Origin of the sequence: Rhodococcus wratislaviensis (assembly GCF_900455735.1) — a bacterium.
Lineage (GTDB): Bacteria > Actinomycetota > Actinomycetes > Mycobacteriales > Mycobacteriaceae > Rhodococcus_F > Rhodococcus_F wratislaviensis.
In genome coordinates, this window is sequence record NZ_UAUI01000025.1 from 74,711 (window position 1) to 91,317 (window position 16,607).

Consider the following 16,607-nt stretch of genomic DNA (forward strand, 5'->3'; position numbering starts at 1 on the left):
GGACCCTGCGTAACCGGCCCGCCGCGCGAACGTACGATTCAGGCGTGAGTGTTGTTCAAGCCGTCTTGCTTGCCATCGTGGGCGGCTTCGTCGGTTACCTCGTCGGTGGCGTGCTGATCCCCATGCTGTCCACCCGGCAGGCGCAGCGCATGGAAGAGAAGTCCGGGCTCACCATGTCGCAGGTCCTCGACCTGATCGTGCTGGCATCCGAGAGCGGCATCGCCGTGGTCGATCAGTTCCACGACGTCGTCCTGTTCAACCCCCGCGCGGAGGAGCTGGGCCTGGTACGGAACCGGCTCGTCGACGACCGCGCGTGGGTGGCGGCGCTCCGGGTCCTCGAAACCGGCGAACCCGTCGAAGTCGACCTGAGTACCAAGAACCCGCAGCGGGGACGCGATCGGATCGCGGTGCGCGGCACCGCACGTCTGCTCAGCAAGGAAGACCACAACTTCGTGGTCCTGTTCGCCGACGACGACTCCGAGCAGGTGCGGATGGAGGCGACCCGCCGCGACTTCGTCGCCAACGTCAGCCACGAACTCAAGACCCCGGTCGGCGCGATGGGCCTGCTGGCCGAGGCGCTCCTCGAATCGGCGGACGACCCCGAGTCGGTCCGGCACTTCGGCGAACGCGTGCTCAGTGAATCCGTCCGGCTCGGCAAGATGGTCACCGAACTGATCGCGCTGTCGCGGCTGCAGGGCGCCGAGAAACTGCCCGACCTCGAGGCCGTCTCCGTCGACGAGGTGGTGGACGAGGCGCTGCAGCGCTGCAAGATCTCCGCGGAAGCCGCCGGCATCGCCGTCACCACGGACCACAACAGCGGCTACGAAGTGCTCGGCGACCGCGCCCTGCTCGTCACCGCGCTGTCCAACCTGGTGCAGAACGCGATCGCCTATTCGCCGAAGGGCACGCCGGTGTCGGTGAGCCGGTCCATCCGCGGCGACAACGTGGCGATCTCGGTGACCGACCGCGGCGAGGGCATCGCCAAGGCCGACCAGGAGCGCGTGTTCGAACGCTTCTTCCGCGTCGACAAGGCGCGGGCACGCGCGACCGGCGGAACAGGGCTCGGACTCGCGATCGTCAAACACGTGGCCGCCAACCACAACGGATCGATCGACCTGTGGAGCAAGCCCGGAACAGGTTCGACGTTTACCCTGCAGATTCCTGCACACATCGAGACAGTGGACGCCGCGAGCGGAAACGTCGGGAAGAGAGAAATCGGTATGGAGGCCAAGCGATGACAAGTGTGCTGATCGTGGAAGACGAGGAGTCACTGGCCGACCCATTGGCATTCCTGTTACGCAAGGAAGGGTTCGAGACGACGATCGTCGGCGACGGACCGTCCGCGCTCGCCGAGTTCGATCGGGCCGGTGCCGACATCGTCCTCCTCGACCTCATGCTGCCCGGCATGAGCGGCACGGATGTCTGCAAGCAGCTCCGCAGCCGGTCCGGTGTCCCCGTCATCATGGTGACGGCACGGGACAGCGAGATCGACAAGGTGGTGGGCCTCGAACTCGGCGCCGACGATTACGTGACCAAGCCGTACTCGGCGCGGGAACTGATCGCCCGCATCCGCGCGGTGCTGCGCCGCGGCGTCGACAGCGAACTCGACGTCGCGCAGGACTCGGCCGTCCTCGAGGCGGGGCCGGTCCGGATGGACGTCGAACGTCACGTGGTCCAGGTGAACGGCGAGGCCGTCACGCTGCCGCTCAAGGAGTTCGACCTCCTCGAGTACCTGCTGCGGAACTCGGGCCGGGTGCTCACCCGCGGACAGTTGATCGACCGGGTGTGGGGCGCGGACTACGTCGGCGACACCAAGACCCTCGACGTACACGTCAAGCGTCTGCGCTCGAAGATCGAGACCGACCCGGCCAAGCCGGAACACCTCGTCACCGTCCGGGGACTGGGCTACAAGCTGGAGGCCTGAGCGGACGCCGATCCGCCACAACTGCAGACGAATTCGTCAGCCGCACAGGAAATTGACTGTGCGGCTGACGAATTGGTGGGAGCTTGTCAGAACGGGTTGTACACGTACACGCCGCGGAGCGGCGCCGAGATGATCTGCGTGATGGCATGCTCGCGACCCTGGTCGTCGAACTGCCTGCAGTAGACCGCGACGTAGTGTCCGTCGCCCTTGCACTCGATGACCCGGCCGGTTCCGTACGGGCTCAGCACCAGCGCCCGGTCACCCTTGTCGCCGAAGGCTCCCGGATCGAACGGTGCGACGAAGTTCGCGGTCTTGTCGTAGAAGGTGTTCCAGTCCGGGGTCGGCTGGGCGGACGCGGTCGGCGCGAGGGCGAGCGTCGCGGCGGCGGTCAACAGGGCACCGGTCAGAATTCGAGCGAACATTGTCTCTCCCGTCATGGCTGTGCCCGGAATGGGGCCGTGACGGGTAAATCGACCGATGGGTCTGATGCGTTACTCGGCGGCCTTCCGCTGGGCGGCCGCGGTGGCGGGGTGGACGGCGACGAGGCCGAGGCCGGCCCTGCGCTTGCACATCTTCGCCAACTCCGAGTACGCCGCCTTGCCGAGCAGTTCCGTCAGCTCGGGTGCGTACGACTGCCAGACGGCCTTGGCGCCGACGTGGGCGTCGGGGGAGCCGGAGCAGTACCAGTCGAGGTCCGAGCCGCCCTCACCCCAGCCGCGACGGTCGTACTCGCTGATGGTGGTCTTGAGGATCTGCTCGCCGTCCGGACGCTCGACCCACTCCTGGGTGCGGCGGATCGGGAGCTGCCAGCACACGTCGGGCTTGACCTCGAGAGGCTCGATCCCGCGCTTGAGGGCCATCGAGTGGAGCGCGCAGCCGACGCCGCCCTCGAAGCCGGGGCGGTTCAGGAAGATGCAGGCGCCGTGATAGCGGCGGGTGCGCAGCGCGGGCTCGTCCTCGAGGTCGTCCTCCTCGACGTAGCCCTTCTTGCCGAGACCCTTCTCCATGAACTGCCAGTCCTCGGGTGTGAGCAGCTTCACTGACTTGTTCAGCTTCTCCAGGTCCTCCTCGTCGGACAGGAACGCGCCGTGGGAGCAGCAGCCGTCGTCCGGTCGGTCGCCGATGATGCCCTGGCAGGCGGGGGTCCCGAACACGCAGGTCCAGTGGGAGAGCAGCCACGTCATGTCCGCGGCGATGATGTGCTCGGTGTTGTCGGGATCGGGAAATTCGACCCATTCGCGAGCGAAGTCGAGGGGTACTTCGGGGCTGGGTGTCATCTTGTGTGAACGCCCTGCTTTACGTGCTGTCACAAAGCCCGACGGTAGACCCAGTACCGTGTCAATGTGCGACTAGGGGTACTCGACGTCGGAAGCAACACCGTCCATCTTCTCGTAGTGGACGCCCACAGGGGCGGCCACCCCACACCGATGAGTTCGACCAAGTCGACTCTGCGGTTGGCGGAGAACACCGACGACCGGGGTGACATCACCTCCCAGGGTGCGGATCGCCTGGTCTCGACGGTGGCAGACTTCGCCAGCATCGCGAAGACGTCGGGGTGCGGTGAGCTCATGGCCTTCGCCACGTCCGCCGTGCGCGACGCCAACAATTCGGACGCCGTGCTCGAGCGGGTACACGCCGAGACCGGGGTGACGCTCGAGGTTCTGTCGGGTGTCGACGAGGCCCGGCTGACGTTCCTCGCCGTGCGCCGCTGGTTCGGGTGGAGCGCGGGCCGCATCCTGAACCTCGACATCGGAGGCGGATCCCTCGAGCTGACGACGGGTGGCGACGAGGACCCGGACGTCGCGCTGTCGCTGCAACTCGGCGCGGGACGGCTCACCCGGGACTGGCTCGAGGCCGACCCGCCGGGCAAGCGTCGTGTGGCGGTGCTGAGGGATTGGCTGGACGCCGAACTGACCGTCCCGTCGAAGGAACTGCGCGCGGCGGGGCAGTGGGATCGGGCCGTCGGCACGTCCAAGACGTTCCGCTCGCTGGCCAGGCTGACGGGCGCGGCGCCGTCCGGCGCGGGCCCGCGGGTGAAGCGCACCCTCACCGCCAGCGGTCTCAGGCAACTCATAGCTTTCATTTCGCGGATGACGGCCTCGGACCGTGCAGAATTGGAAGGGGTGAGCTCCGACAGGTCGCAGCAGATCGTGGCCGGAGCACTCGTTGCGGAGGCCAGCATGAGAGCACTGGGCGTGGAGGAACTGGAAATCTGCCCCTGGGCTCTGCGTGAGGGTTTGATCCTCCGCAAGCTCGATACGGAAATGGGCGGTGAATTGATGGTGGGTGCTCGATGACCGAGGACAGTCAGCAGATCTCTGTGTCAGAACTGCTCAAACGCAACGGGCAGCAGGTGGAGTCCCGGGGCGGGCGGCGTCGTCGCGGCGTCAAGGGGGGAATCTCCGTTGCCGAGCTGACCGGCGAAATCCCGGTGGTCCGGGATCCGTCCGATTCGCGGGCACTCGAACCCGATCCTGAACCGGAACCTGCCGCTCCCGAGCCGCCGCGCGCGCCCGCGCCGGCGGCGCCGTCCGTGCGCGCGGACGAGCGCACGGCAGCATTCAAGGCTCCGGTCGACGACGAAGACGATGACGACGAGCCCATCGCCAGTCGCCCCGGCGGCCGCGGGCGGGGAGTGGTGCCGGGCGGGACGTCGCGTGAACACCAGGGAACCTGGGTGAGTCGATCCGTCCAGAAAGAACGGCCGGCGCCCGAGGCCCCCGCGCCGGCGCCCACCGTGGCCGCCCCGGTCGTGAAGAAGCCGGAGCCCGCCGCGACCGTCGCCGCTCCCCGCGTGAAGCCGGCGCCGAAGGCCGGCACCCCGGCGGCCGGGGCCGAACCGGCGACGAAGGCCGAAGCACCCGCGAAGCCCGAGGCGACGGCGAAAACCGGAACCCCCGCCAAGGCGGGTAGCGCTGCACCGTCGAACGGCGCGTCGAAGTTCGTGAAGACGCCGAAGCCCGAGGCTCCCGCCAAGGCGAAGCCGGAACCTGCACTGCTGTCCGGCTCGACGCTGGCCGGCGACCTGATGCGGCAGTCCCGGGACTCGGACACGGCGAACGCGGGCGAGGAGACGGAACTCATCGAGGCCGCCACCGACGATGCGGACACGGAGAAGCACGAGGGCGACAAGCCCGAGAGTCCTCGCCGCTCCCGCAAGGAGGCGAAGGCCGAGAAGGCCGAGGCCGCGAAAGCGGAGAGGGCGGGGAAGAAGGACGAGACAGGAGAGAACTCCACCCGGGAGTGGGCCGTCCTCATCGGTCAGGGTGTCGTAGCCGTGATCGCCGGGGCCCTGCTCTTCAAGGGTTTCGAGAAGTTGTGGGACGTCTTTCCGTGGGTCGCGCTGATTCTGGCGCTGCTCGTCATCGTGGGGCTGGTCGCGATGGTCCGCATCCTGCGTCGCACCGACGACATCACCAGCTTCGTGATCGCCGTCGTGGTCGGGATGATCGTCACTCTGGGGCCGTTAGCCTTCATGCTTGCGTCGGGCTGAGTTGCTCATGGTCGGGGACAGCGGGCACGGGCAGGTTCGACGGTCACCGCGCGGGCGGAAGGTACTGGTGGGCCTGTCGACGGCCTCGGTGTACCCGGAGAACACGGAAGCGGCGTTCCGGTACGCAGCCGATCTGGGATACGACGGCGTCGAACTGATGGTGTGGGCCGAATCGGTCAGCCAGGACATCGGGGCGGTGGCCGGGCTGGTGCGCAGGTACGCGATACCGGTGCAGGCGATCCACGCGCCGTGCCTGCTCATCTCGCAGCGGGTGTGGGGCGCCGACCCGGTCGCGAAGCTGGAGCGTTCCGTCCGCACCGCCGAGTCGCTCGGGGCGACGAGTGTCGTGGTGCACCCCCCGTTCCGCTGGCAGCGCCGGTACGCGGAGGGTTTCGCCGATCAGGTGGCCGACCTGGAACAGCGCAGTGACGTGATCGTCGCGGTGGAGAACATGTTCCCCATGCGGGCGGACGGTTTCTTCGGCAGCAAGGAGAGGTCGGCCCAGCGACTCCGGAGACGGGGTGGACCGGGGGCGGCCCTGTCGGCGTTCAGCCCGTCCTACGACCCCACCGATTCGGGCCACGCCCACTACACCCTGGATCTGTCGCACACGGCCACGGCCGGCATGGATGCGATGAAGCTGGCGGAGCGGATGGGGGAGGGCCTCGCTCATCTCCACCTCGCCGACGGCCGGGGCGCGTCGATGGACGAGCACCTGATCCCCGGCCACGGCGCCCAGCCCTGCGCGCAGTTGTGCCGTCATCTCGTCGACACCGGATTCGACGGGCAGGCGGTGATCGAGATCAACACGCAGAACGCCCGGACGCAGCGGGAACGGTCCTCGATGCTCGCACAGGCGCTGGCCTTCGCCCGTGAGCACCTCGAACCGGGCCGCGCTGCCTCGGGGTCGCCGCGCAGCCACTCCGGTGGCGATCACGACGACACCTGAGATTTCTGCCGCGGGCCTGCTGCGGTAAGCTCGTCGCCACATTGGATAGTTTCAGTATCTAGTTCTGGGTATCCGAAGTCGAGAGTCGACGAGCCGAAGGAGGGGCCGTGCGCGTTTCCGAATTGGTCGCCCGTACCGGCGTTCCGCTCGCGACGGTGAAGTACTACCTGCGCGAAGGTCTGCTGATGCCCGGCGAGGCGACGAGCGCTACCCAGGCACGGTACGGCGAGAAGCACGTCGAGCGACTGGGCCTCGTCAAGGCGCTGGCCGGAGCCGGACTCCCGATTCCGCGCATCCGGGAGATCCTCCGGCTCGTGGACAACCCTGACGGCTCGCTGTTCGAGGTGCTCGGCGAGGCCATCGCGCAACTCCCGCCCTACCTCGACGCGTCCGCCGACGAGGTGGACGAGTTCCCGCGTGCACGTGCCGTCCTCGACAGGCTCGGGCAGGTGTACGACCCGCGGTACGTCGCGGTCGGCCAGCTCGAACGTGCACTCGAGGGGCTCGAAGAAGCCGGCATCCCGATGACCGAGGAGCGGCTCGAGGCCTACGGGCGGCACGTGCGCGGGATCGCCGAGATCGACATCGGACTCATGCCCACCGAATCGGCCGAGGACGCGATCCGCTACGCGGTGCTCGGCACGGCCATCTACGAGCCGGTGATCGCCGCGATGCGCCGGCTCGCGCACCAGGACGTCGCGCAGAAGCGCCTCCGGAACCCCGAAGAACAGGAACAGCAGTGAGCTCAACTCCCTTCCGCGACCTCAACGTCCTCACCGCTGCCGGTGACGGGGCCTACCAGGCGTCGATCGACCCGATCTGGACGATCGGCCCCAAGGTGCACGGCGGTTCGATGATGTCGCTCTGCGCGGCCGCGGCCCGCAGGCGACTGCTCGACGAGACCGGCGACGCCGATCTGTCCCGGGTGCAGCCCCTCGCGGTCGGTGCCAACTATCTGTCCGCTCCCGACCCCGGCGAGGTGACGCTGTCGACGACGGTCCGCAAGCAGGGCAAGCAGGTGTCGTTCGTCGACGTGGAGCTGAAGCAGGGCGACCGCGTCGCCGTGCACGCGTCGGTCACGCTCGGCGTCCCGGACGTGGGGGAACCGCAGTACAGCGGAGACCACGCCCTGTCCCAGCTTCCGGCGGAACCGCCCACCGACGCCGTCGTGCTCACGGCCGACCATCCGATGGGGCAGATCGTCCACGTGTCGCAGGGCTGCGACATGCGGGTGGACGGGACGTCGGCGCACTTCCTGACCGGCAACCAGGGTGAACCGGAGGTGCGCATGTGGGTGCGACCGCGTGCAGGCGACGAGGACGATCCCGACACGGCGGCCCTGTTCGCGATCATGACCGGAGACATCAGCGCCCCCGTGACGATGAACCGCGGCATGTTCGGCTGGGCGCCCACGGTGCAGCTGACCACGTACCTGCGCAGGCAGCCGGCGCCGGGCTGGCTGCGCGTGATGGCCAGCAGCACCGTGCTCGGCGGTGCGTGGTTCGAGGAGGACCACACCGTTCTCGACTCGACCGGGGCGATCGTTGTGCAGAGCCGGCAGTTGGCGATGATCCCCCGCTAGGAAGGCGCCGCAGAGCGTCGTGGCAGGCTGTTCGGCATGACGAGAATTGCGGTAATCGGAGGCGGCAAGATCGGCGAGGCCCTCATCTCGGGGCTTCTGCAGGCAGGTCACGCCGTCAAGGATCTGGTGGTGGCCGAGCAGCATCCGGCGCGCGCCGACGAACTGGCCGCGGCGTATTCGGTGCGGGTCACCACCCCCTCCGACGCCGCCGAAGGTGCCGACGTCATCGTGATGGCCGTCAAGCCCGGCGACGTCGAGGCTGCGCTCACCGAGGTGTCCAAGGTGGAACTCGACGGTGAGCGCGAGCAGTTGCTCGTGTCGCTCGCTGCCGGTATCCCCACCGCCTTCTACGAGACGAGGCTGCCTGCCGGGTTCCCGGTGGTGCGGGTCATGCCCAACACGCCCATGCTGGTCGGTGAGGGCGTCAGCGTGCTCGCACCCGGCAGGCACGTGAAGAAGGAGCACCTCGAACTGGTGCGCGGCGTCCTGTCGTCGGTCGGCAAGGTCGTCGTCGTCCCCGAATCGCAGATCGACGCCGTCACCGCCGTCTCCGGCTCCGGTCCGGCCTATTTCTTCCTGGTCGCCGAGGCCATGATCGACGCGGGCGTCGGGCTCGGATTGACCCGGGCGACCGCCTCCGAACTGGTCGTGCAGACCATGGTCGGCTCCGCAGCCATGCTCGACAGGTCGGGGGAGAGCGCAACCGAACTTCGTGCCGCCGTGACTTCGCCCGGCGGAACCACCGCGGCAGCGATCCGCCGGCTGGAGGGAAACGGGCTCCGAACAGCATTTTTCGATGCCCTCGAAGCTGCGAAAATTCGATCCGCCGAACTCGGCACGACGACCGAATGAATATTCGATTGCCCACACCCGTCGCAGTAACCCCATCCGTCCCGCTAAGCTCGAAGTAGCACGTGCGTGTCTGTTCCGCCGGAGGGGAAGCCGGCGGCGCGAGACGTGCCGGAGGTAAGTGGTTGATGACGTCTGCAAAAAAGCCGTCCAAGGGCTCGGCCCCGGACGGACAACCGGCACTGGCCGGAACGCAATTTCTCACCGTCGCCGAGGTAGCGACGCTGATGAGAGTGTCCAAGATGACTGTGTATCGGTTGGTGCACAGCGGCGAACTGCCCGCCGTCCGTGTGGGCCGCTCGTTCAGAGTGCATGCGAAAGCAGTGCACGACTACCTCGAAACCTCGTACTTCGACGCCGGTTGACCGATCGGCACGAAGAGGGTCACTTCGGTTTCGCCGGGAGCGGTGCGACCTAGTTTTCCGGGAGCGGACCCGCACCGGTACGATTAGCGACTGTCGTACCAGCCAGCTGGTGTCGTAAGGCGCTGAGCTAGTTAAAACGAGGCCCAGGCGCCAGAGTGGCGCAGGCGTACGTGACAGGCGTGCGCACGAACGCTAGAGAAGAACGTGAGGGACACCCGCTATGGGTTCAGTGATCAAGAAGCGACGCAAGCGCATGTCGAAGAAGAAGCACCGCAAGCTGCTTCGACGCACCCGAGTGCAGCGCAGGAAACTCGGTAAGTAAAGAGTTGCGTCTGGATGCCCGTCACCTTCCGGTGGCGGGCATCCGTCGTTTCGCCGGCACCCTCCGCGTAGTGGGCGACCGACCAATTGTCGTTGTGCGGAGCGCCATCCCCCTCCTGCACGTATCGTTGACGTCACTCGCTACGTGATCGGGGGTTCTAGTGGTTGTGAGTGACGGAGACAGTACTACGCGGACGGCGGTGCCGCGCGTCGTACTGGTCACTGGGGCAAGCAGGTTTCTGGGTGGGTACCTGGTCACCCGGCTCGCTCAGAATCCGGACATCGAGCGGGTCATCGCGGTGGACGCGGTGTCGCCGAGCAAGGACATGTTGCGGCGCATGGGCCGCGCCGAGTTCGTGCGCGCCGATATCCGGAATCCCTTGATCGGCAAGGTCATTCGCAACGCCGAGGTCGACACGGTCGTGCACGCCTCGACGCTGGCGCGCCCGCCGAAGTCGGGCAGTCGCGCGGCCATGAAGGACATGAACGTCATCGGCGCGATGCAGTTGTTCGCCGTCTGCCAGAAGGCGCCGACGGTCCGGAAGGTCGTACTGCGCTCGGCCTCCGTGGTGTACGGCTGCAGCGCCAAGGACCCGGCCAAGTTCACCGAGGAGATGAGCGCCCGGCGGCGTCCCGCGGGCGCCTACGCACGGGACTGCATCGAGATCGAGGGTTATCTGCGCGGAATGGGGCGCAGGCGCCCCGACATCGGCGTGTCGATTCTTCGCCTCGCACCCCTGGTCGGGCCCCGTCTCAACGCGACCGTCGCGCAGTACCTCACCTCACCCGTGGTGCCGACCATCCTCGGACGCGACGCACGCCTGCAGGTGCTGCACGAGGAAGACGCGCTCGCCGCACTGGAACGGGCCACGGTGTCGGGTCCGGCGGGCACGTTCAACGTCGCCGGCGACGGCGTGGTCATGATGTCCCAGGCCATCCGCCGCGCCGGGCGGATCGAGGTCCCGATGCCGTTCGGGTTGTTCCGCAACCTCGGACGTGCGCTGATGGGTCCGGTGATGAGGTCGTACACCACCGAGCAACTCGAGTACTTCCACTTCGGTTGCGGACTCGACACCACCCGCATGCGAAGCGAACTATCCTTCGAGCCACGGTGGACCTCGATGCAGGCGCTCGACGACTTCGCTCGCGCGGCAGGCGTCAAGGCGATCATCAAGAACGAATGGGTCGACGCAGCAGAAAACGCACTACTCGCTCTTACCGGCACGGCGAAAGGGGAGAGGTGAACGAAGTGGCGAAGGTCATTCCGTTGCACGGTGCGACAGCCGCGCGCGGGGCCGCTATCGGACGTTCGAGGCGTGAGCAGAGCGAGAGCCGACATCCGTCCGCGATGCCTCCACCCGCCGTGATCACCCCACCCGAGCCCGTCACCGAGTCCTCGGCCGTCGACGCCGTCCGCAACGCCCTGGCCGAGCAGATCGTCAACACAGCCGAGTTCGTGCGCCGCAGGCTGTCGGGCGACTATCACGTCGACGACTTCGGCTACGACCCGCACTTCGCCGAGAACGTGTGGCTCCCCATCCTGCGGCCGCTGTTCGACAAGTGGTTCCGCGTCGAGGTCAGCGGTCTGGAGAACATCCCGTCGACCGGTGGCGCGCTGGTGGTCGCCAACCATGCCGGTGTCCTGCCCATCGACGGTCTGATGACGTCCGTCGCCGTCCACGATCATCACCCCGCGCATCGCCCGTTGCGGATGCTGGCCGCCGATCTGGCGTTCGAGATGCCGCTGGTCGGCGGTGTCGCCCGCAAGGCCGGGCACACCCTCGCGTGCCACCCGGACGCGGTGCGCCTCCTGCAGGACGGGGAGGTCGCGGCCGTGTTCCCCGAAGGTTTCAAGGGCATCGGCAAACCGTTCAGCGAGCGCTACAAGCTGCAGCGGTTCGGCCGCGGCGGCTTCGTGTCCGCCGCCATGCGGACCGGTGCGCCCATCATTCCGTGCTCGATCGTCGGGTCCGAGGAGATCTACCCGAAGATCGGCGAACTCGGGACGCTCGCCCGGCTGCTGGGCATGCCGTACTTCCCGGTGACCCCGCTGTTCCCGCACTTCGGACCGCTCGGCCTCGTCCCGCTGCCGTCGAAGTGGTACATCGAGTTCGGCAAGCCGATCGTCACCGACACCTACGACGCTGCGGCGGCCGACGACCCGATGGAACTGTTCGAGGTCACCGACCACGTCCGGGAGACCATCCAGCAGACGCTGTACCGGCTCCTCGCCAAGCGCCGGAACGTGTTCCTGGGCTGAACCGCTGCGCCGCGGCGCGCGGCTCAGGCCGCCTGTTCGCGGCGCCGCGCGACGATTGCGGCGAGTGCGCCGCCGGCAGCGCCGAGGAGCAGCGCCGTGGGGACGCCGATCTTGGCTGCCTTGCGTCCGGTCCGGAAGTCGCGGATCTCCCAGCCCCGGTTCTTGGCCAGCTCGCGCAGATCGGTGTCGGGGTTGATCGCGACCGCGGTGCCGACCAGCGACAGCATCGGCACGTCGTTGTGGCTGTCCGAGTACGCGGTGCAGCGCTTGAGATTGAGTCCCTCGCGGACGGCGAGGGCGCGCACGGCGTGCGCCTTGCCGAGGCCGTGCAGGATGTCGCCCACCAGGCGTCCCGTGAACATCCCGTCCTCGCTCTCGGCCACCGTGCCGAGGGCGCCGGTGAGGCCGAGGCGCTTCGCGATGACCTGGGCCAGCTCCACCGGCGTCGCGGTGACGAGCCATACCTGCTGTCCGGCGTCCAGATGCATCTGCGCCAGCGCGCGGGTGCCGGGCCAGATCTTGTCGGCGATGACCTCGTCGTAGATCTCCTCACCGAGCCGGGCGAGCTCGGCCGTCGACCGTCCGGAGACGAACGAGAGGGCCTTCTCCCGGCCGGAGGCGACGTCGTCGCTGCTCTCCTTGCCGGTGACGCGGAACTTGATCTGCTTCCACGCGAAGTCGACGAGGTCGGACGTCTTCAGATACTTGCGGGCGGCGAGTCCGCGGGCGAAGTGGATGATCGAGGCGCCCTGGACCATCGTGTTGTCGACGTCGAAGAATGCGGCCGCCGTGAGGTCGAGGGGAACGTCGTGTTCCACCAGTTCGGTTTCTTCGCCGGCCGCGACGTGGAGTGCGAGGGCCGCATCGGCACTCGCCTCACCTGCGACGTTGGCACGTACCTCGGCTTCGCTGGGTCCCAGCGGATTCCTGAACTGGCGTCGGCCCGGGAGGATGATCCCCGCCAGACCTGAACCGAAACCCGTGCCGTTCGGTAGTGATCGCGCAGGCACTCGCACCTCCCGTATCGCAGAAGCCTCTGGGAGCAGCCTATCTCCCGAATCGGGGACGGGGCGGGTGGATGGCCGCGCTGGGGGAACTGTGTGACGTTCATCTCCGAGCCGATTGGCGTCTGCGGACCCCGAAACGGCACAGTGACTCCACCGGAGGCGTCGAAAGGAAGTGGCGAGGCATGAGCGCGAGCGGACACGAGGTGACGCTTCTCGCGAGGGCGGGGTGCGGTGCGTGCGCGCCGGCCCGCGACCGGCTGCTGGTTCTGTGCGAGGAGTTCGGGCTGGAACTGACGTGCATAGACGTGGACGAGGCGGCGGCCACGGACCCCGAATTGCGGGCCGAATTCGGCGACCGATTACCGGTGGTATTGCTCGACGGACGTGAGCACAGTTACTGGGAGGTCGACGAAGAGCGCCTTCGCTCGGATTTACGCAAGTAAGGGAACCCTAAAAGTGGGATCTTCCGATGCCGTGCAGGTAGGACCGCATGTCGCGCAGTCGCAGCGACTTTGTGCATGGGTTCACAAGCAGTTACCGTGGTGTGAACAATTCCCCGGAGCATCGTGAAGAACGGCATCGAATGCCGGTCGGACGAGGAGCCAACGACGTGACCGAAACGCACCAGACGCATGGGTCTGTGGCCCCTGGCGTCACGGGGGCGGTCGGGCAGTCAGTGGTCGGGTCTCCGGCCCCCTCGGTCGCCGGCGCGGCTCCGATCCCCGAATCGCGGGACATCCCCCAGGCTACGGTGACGCGCCTCGCGACGTACCTGCGGGTCCTCGGAGTGCTGACGGAACGCGGCACGATCATCGTCTCGAGCGAGGAACTCGCCGCCGCTTCCGGTGTCGGCTCCGCCAAGCTCCGCAAGGACCTTTCCTTCCTGGGGCCGAACGGCGTGCGCGGCGTCGGCTACGACGTGACGCGCCTGCGGGCCCGCATCGAGCGGGCGCTCGGCCTGGACCGCGGACACAAGGTGGTGCTCGTCGGCGTCGGAAACCTCGGCCAGGCGCTCGCCGGCTACGGCGGCTTCGGCCGTCGCGGGTTCTCCATGGTCGGACTGTTCGACAGCGATCCGGCGCGGGTCGGTGCGCCGGTGGGCGACCTCACCGTGCGGCACGTCGACGAACTCGAACAGGCCTGCGCCGAGCTCGAGGCGACGATCGGTGTCATCTCGACGCCCGACGAGGCGGCGCAGGAAGTCGCCGACCGGCTCGTCCGCGCCGGACTGCGCTGCATCCTCAGCTTCTCGCCTACTTCGCTCGACGTCCCCGACCACGTCGAGATGCGCCGCGTCGATCTCGCGGTCGAAATGCAGGTCCTCTCGTTCAACAGCGCACGCAACACGGAATCGGTCCCCACCGCTCCCCGCGTCCGCATCGGACATTCGGCTGTCCCGTCCACCGCACCAAGAAACGGATCAGTGATCGCGCCGTGAGTGTTCTGCTTGTCGGGGTCTCGCACAGGACGGCCCCGGTGCCGGTTCTCGAGCGGGTGGCTGTCACCGACACCGATCGCCCGAAGCTGACGGACAAGCTTCTGGCGTCGTCGCACATCTCGGAGGCGATGATCGTCTCCACCTGCAACCGGGTGGAGATCTACGCCGTCGTCGATGCATTCCACGGTGCGCTGGCCGAGGTCGGCGAGTTGCTCGCCGACCATTCCGGATTGGATCTCACCGATCTGCACCGGCACGCGTACGTGCGTTACAGCGAGGCTGCGGCGGAGCACCTGTTCGCCGTGGCCAGCGGACTCGACTCGATGGTGATCGGCGAGCAGCAGATCCTGGGGCAGATCAGGACCGCCTATGCGTCGTCCGACGCACAGCAGGCCGCGGGCCGCACGCTGCACGAGCTCGCCCAGCAGGCGCTGCGCGTCGGCAAGCGAGTGCACTCGGAGACCGGTATCGACTCGGCGGGCGCGTCCGTCGTGTCCGTGGCCCTCGACCGCGCCGCCGGCATCGTGGGCGACGGCGGGCTGACCGGACGCACCGCCGTCGTGGTCGGCGCCGGTTCCATGGGCGGTCTGTCGGTCGCGCACCTGACGCGTGCCGGGATCGGCCGCATCGTCGTGGTGAACCGCACCAAGGAGCGTGCGGAGCACCTCGCCGACACGGCCCGATCCAACGGTGTCGAGGCGCAGGCCCTCGAACTGAGCGAACTCCCGGCCGCGATGGCCCAGGCGGACGTCCTCGTGACCTGTACCGGCGCGGTCGGCGCCGTCGTCACGCTCGCGGACACCCACCGCGCGCTGGCACAGCCCGGCCGCGACGCCGAACGCCCCCTCGTCATCTGCGACCTCGGTCTGCCCCGCGACGTGGAGCCCGCCGTGTCGGGTCTGCCCGGGGTCACCGTCCTCGACATGGAGTCGCTGCAGCGCGATCCCGCCGCAGGCGCCGCCGCGTCCGACGCCGACGCCGCCCGGACCATCGTCGCCGCCGAACTCGCCAACTACCTCGCCGGCCAGCGGCTGGCGGAGGTCACGCCGACCGTCACCGCCCTGCGCCAGCGCGCCGCGGACGTGGTCGAGGCGGAGCTGATGCGACTGGATTCGCGTCTGCCCGGACTCGACGACCCCGAGCGCGACGAGGTCGCACGCACCGTGCGGCGGGTGGTCGACAAGCTCCTCCACGCGCCCACCGTCCGGGTGAAGCAGCTCGCCTCCGCGCCCGGTGGCGATTCCTACGCCGCCGCCCTGCGGGAACTGTTCGAACTCAGCCCCGGATCCGTCGAGGCCGTCGCGAAGCCCACCGACCTCGGCGGCGCCACCGACCTGAGCGCCATCGACATCACGGACGGCTTCATCGCCGGCCAGGACCCGCGCCTGCGCCGCTTCGTCACAGACGACAACCATGGGAAGGAATCGCAGGCATGAGCGCCGTCGGCACCCGTACGCTGCGGATCGGAACCCGTGGGAGTGAGCTCGCGACCACCCAGGCCGGCACCGTGCGCGACGCACTGATCTCGGCCGGGCACGACGCCGAGCTCGTCATCATCAAGACCAAGGGCGACCAGTCCATGGAGTCGGTGGAGAAGATCGGGGTCGGCGTCTTCACCGCCGAACTCCGGGAAGCGCTCGCCGACGGCCGCGTCGACGTGGCCGTCCACTCCTACAAGGACCTGCCGACCGCCCCCGACGAGCGGTTCACCATCGCCGCCATCCCGCCGCGCGAGGATCCCCGCGACGCGCTCGTGGCCCGCGACGGACTGGTCCTCGGTGAACTGCCCGCCGGTTCGAAGGTCGGCACGTCCGCACCGCGGCGCACGTCACAGCTGCGGGCGCTGGGCCTCGGCCTCGACATCCGGCCGCTGCGCGGCAACCTGCAGCGGCGCCTCGGCAAGGTCGAATCCGGCGAACTCGACGCCGTCGTCCTGGCCCGGGCGGGCCTCGCGCGGATCGGACGACTGGACCTGATCACCGAGTCCATCGAGCCGGTCCAGATGCTGCCCGCACCCGCGCAGGGCGCGCTCGCCGTCGAATGCCTGTCGGCGAACACGGCACTCGTCGCGATCCTGTCGGAGCTCGACGACCCGAACAGCCGCGCCGCCGTCACCGCGGAACGCGCACTGCTCGCCGAGCTCGAGGCCGGCTGCACCGCGCCCATCGGCGCGATCGCCGAGGTCGTCGAATCACTCGACGACGACGGCCGCATCTTCGACGAACTGTCCGTCCGGGGCTGCGCCGCAGCCATCGACGGTTCCGACGTCATTCGCACGGGGGCCGTGGGCTCCCCGGAGAACGCCGAAGAACTCGGCCGCTCCGTCGCGCGGGAGCTTCTCGAGCTCGGTGCGCGGGAGCTGATGAATGTCACCGAGGCCGGTGATGCCGATGTTTGATGTGCGAAGGCCGACTGATCG

At 68.3% G+C, this 16,607-nt stretch carries 19 protein-coding genes; 16 read left to right on the plus strand and 3 right to left on the minus strand.

Annotation, left to right across the window (positions count from 1 at the left end; translation table 11 throughout):
- The first annotated feature begins 44 nt into the window (after nt 1-44).
- Both DTA22_RS29040 and DTA22_RS29045 read left to right on the plus strand, forming a co-directional pair.
- Nucleotides 45-1,238, plus strand: coding sequence for a sensor histidine kinase (locus tag DTA22_RS29040; RefSeq protein WP_037237858.1), 1,194 nt, complete (start codon nt 45-47; stop codon nt 1,236-1,238).
- Entirely contained in the window at nt 1,235-1,924 is a 690-nt protein-coding gene (locus tag DTA22_RS29045; protein WP_005251956.1) for a response regulator transcription factor, read from the plus strand. Before DTA22_RS29040 ends, DTA22_RS29045 begins: the two co-directional genes overlap by 4 nt.
- A gap of 86 nt (nt 1,925-2,010) precedes the next feature.
- Here the strand turns inward: DTA22_RS29045 and DTA22_RS29050 are convergent, their stop codons facing one another.
- Entirely contained in the window at nt 2,011-2,346 is a 336-nt protein-coding gene (locus tag DTA22_RS29050) for a hypothetical protein (RefSeq protein WP_037233618.1), read from the minus strand.
- A 69-nt stretch (nt 2,347-2,415) separates the two neighbouring features.
- Nucleotides 2,416-3,201, minus strand: coding sequence for a hypothetical protein (locus tag DTA22_RS29055; protein WP_112301764.1), 786 nt, complete (start codon nt 3,199-3,201; stop codon nt 2,416-2,418).
- Between the two features lie 66 nt (nt 3,202-3,267).
- Between DTA22_RS29055 and DTA22_RS29060 the strand changes: the two genes are divergently transcribed.
- The 10 genes from DTA22_RS29060 (at nt 3,268) to DTA22_RS29105 (ending at nt 11,743) form a co-directional block, all read left to right on the plus strand.
- Complete coding sequence (locus DTA22_RS29060) at nt 3,268-4,221, plus strand: Ppx/GppA family phosphatase (RefSeq protein ID WP_009474743.1); 954 nt, start codon at nt 3,268-3,270, stop codon at nt 4,219-4,221.
- Nucleotides 4,218-5,417: a hypothetical protein gene (locus DTA22_RS29065; RefSeq protein WP_112301765.1), complete on the plus strand. Its 1,200-nt coding sequence runs from the start codon at nt 4,218-4,220 to the stop codon at nt 5,415-5,417. Before DTA22_RS29060 ends, DTA22_RS29065 begins: the two co-directional genes overlap by 4 nt.
- Nucleotides 5,418-5,424: 7 nt before the next feature.
- Nucleotides 5,425-6,366: a sugar phosphate isomerase/epimerase family protein gene (locus DTA22_RS29070; RefSeq protein WP_052033243.1), complete on the plus strand. Its 942-nt coding sequence runs from the start codon at nt 5,425-5,427 to the stop codon at nt 6,364-6,366.
- A 107-nt stretch (nt 6,367-6,473) separates the two neighbouring features.
- Entirely contained in the window at nt 6,474-7,109 is a 636-nt protein-coding gene (locus DTA22_RS29075; RefSeq protein WP_037233332.1) for a MerR family transcriptional regulator, read from the plus strand.
- Nucleotides 7,106-7,948: a thioesterase family protein gene (locus tag DTA22_RS29080; protein WP_112301766.1), complete on the plus strand. Its 843-nt coding sequence runs from the start codon at nt 7,106-7,108 to the stop codon at nt 7,946-7,948. Before DTA22_RS29075 ends, DTA22_RS29080 begins: the two co-directional genes overlap by 4 nt.
- A 36-nt stretch (nt 7,949-7,984) precedes the next feature.
- Complete coding sequence (proC, locus tag DTA22_RS29085) at nt 7,985-8,800, plus strand: pyrroline-5-carboxylate reductase (protein ID WP_112301767.1); 816 nt, start codon at nt 7,985-7,987, stop codon at nt 8,798-8,800.
- 125 nt (nt 8,801-8,925) lie between these two features.
- Nucleotides 8,926-9,162 carry a helix-turn-helix domain-containing protein gene (locus DTA22_RS29090; protein ID WP_005258384.1) on the plus strand — a complete coding sequence of 79 codons (237 nt, stop codon included), beginning with the start codon at nt 8,926-8,928 and terminating at the stop codon, nt 9,160-9,162.
- Between the two features lie 220 nt (nt 9,163-9,382).
- On the plus strand, nt 9,383-9,484 hold the full coding sequence (locus DTA22_RS29095; protein WP_003402602.1) for a 30S ribosomal protein bS22: 102 nt from the start codon (nt 9,383-9,385) through the stop codon (nt 9,482-9,484).
- Between the two features lie 199 nt (nt 9,485-9,683).
- Nucleotides 9,684-10,727, plus strand: coding sequence for an NAD-dependent epimerase/dehydratase family protein (locus tag DTA22_RS29100; protein ID WP_037233342.1), 1,044 nt, complete (start codon nt 9,684-9,686; stop codon nt 10,725-10,727).
- On the plus strand, nt 10,724-11,743 hold the full coding sequence (locus tag DTA22_RS29105; protein ID WP_005251979.1) for a lysophospholipid acyltransferase family protein: 1,020 nt from the start codon (nt 10,724-10,726) through the stop codon (nt 11,741-11,743). Before DTA22_RS29100 ends, DTA22_RS29105 begins: the two co-directional genes overlap by 4 nt.
- A gap of 23 nt (nt 11,744-11,766) precedes the next feature.
- On the opposite strand, the gene DTA22_RS29110 is transcribed toward DTA22_RS29105, so the two are convergent.
- Nucleotides 11,767-12,753, minus strand: coding sequence for an HAD family hydrolase (locus DTA22_RS29110; RefSeq protein WP_037233343.1), 987 nt, complete (start codon nt 12,751-12,753; stop codon nt 11,767-11,769).
- 179 nt (nt 12,754-12,932) lie between these two features.
- Between DTA22_RS29110 and DTA22_RS29115 the strand changes: the two genes are divergently transcribed.
- The 4 genes from DTA22_RS29115 (at nt 12,933) to hemC (ending at nt 16,586) form a co-directional block, all read left to right on the plus strand.
- The gene (locus DTA22_RS29115; RefSeq protein WP_112301768.1) at nt 12,933-13,193 is read left to right on the plus strand and encodes a glutaredoxin family protein; all 261 of its coding nucleotides are present in this window, start codon (nt 12,933-12,935) and stop codon (nt 13,191-13,193) included.
- A 140-nt stretch (nt 13,194-13,333) separates the two neighbouring features.
- The gene (locus DTA22_RS29120; RefSeq protein WP_037233348.1) at nt 13,334-14,188 is read left to right on the plus strand and encodes a redox-sensing transcriptional repressor Rex; all 855 of its coding nucleotides are present in this window, start codon (nt 13,334-13,336) and stop codon (nt 14,186-14,188) included.
- On the plus strand, nt 14,185-15,624 hold the full coding sequence (locus DTA22_RS29125; protein WP_112301769.1) for a glutamyl-tRNA reductase: 1,440 nt from the start codon (nt 14,185-14,187) through the stop codon (nt 15,622-15,624). The genes DTA22_RS29120 and DTA22_RS29125 overlap by 4 nt, the downstream gene beginning before the upstream one ends.
- Nucleotides 15,621-16,586, plus strand: a complete 966-nt coding sequence (hemC, locus tag DTA22_RS29130) for a hydroxymethylbilane synthase (protein WP_037233354.1) — start codon at nt 15,621-15,623, stop codon at nt 16,584-16,586. Before DTA22_RS29125 ends, hemC begins: the two co-directional genes overlap by 4 nt.
- Nucleotides 16,587-16,607 lie beyond the last annotated feature (21 nt).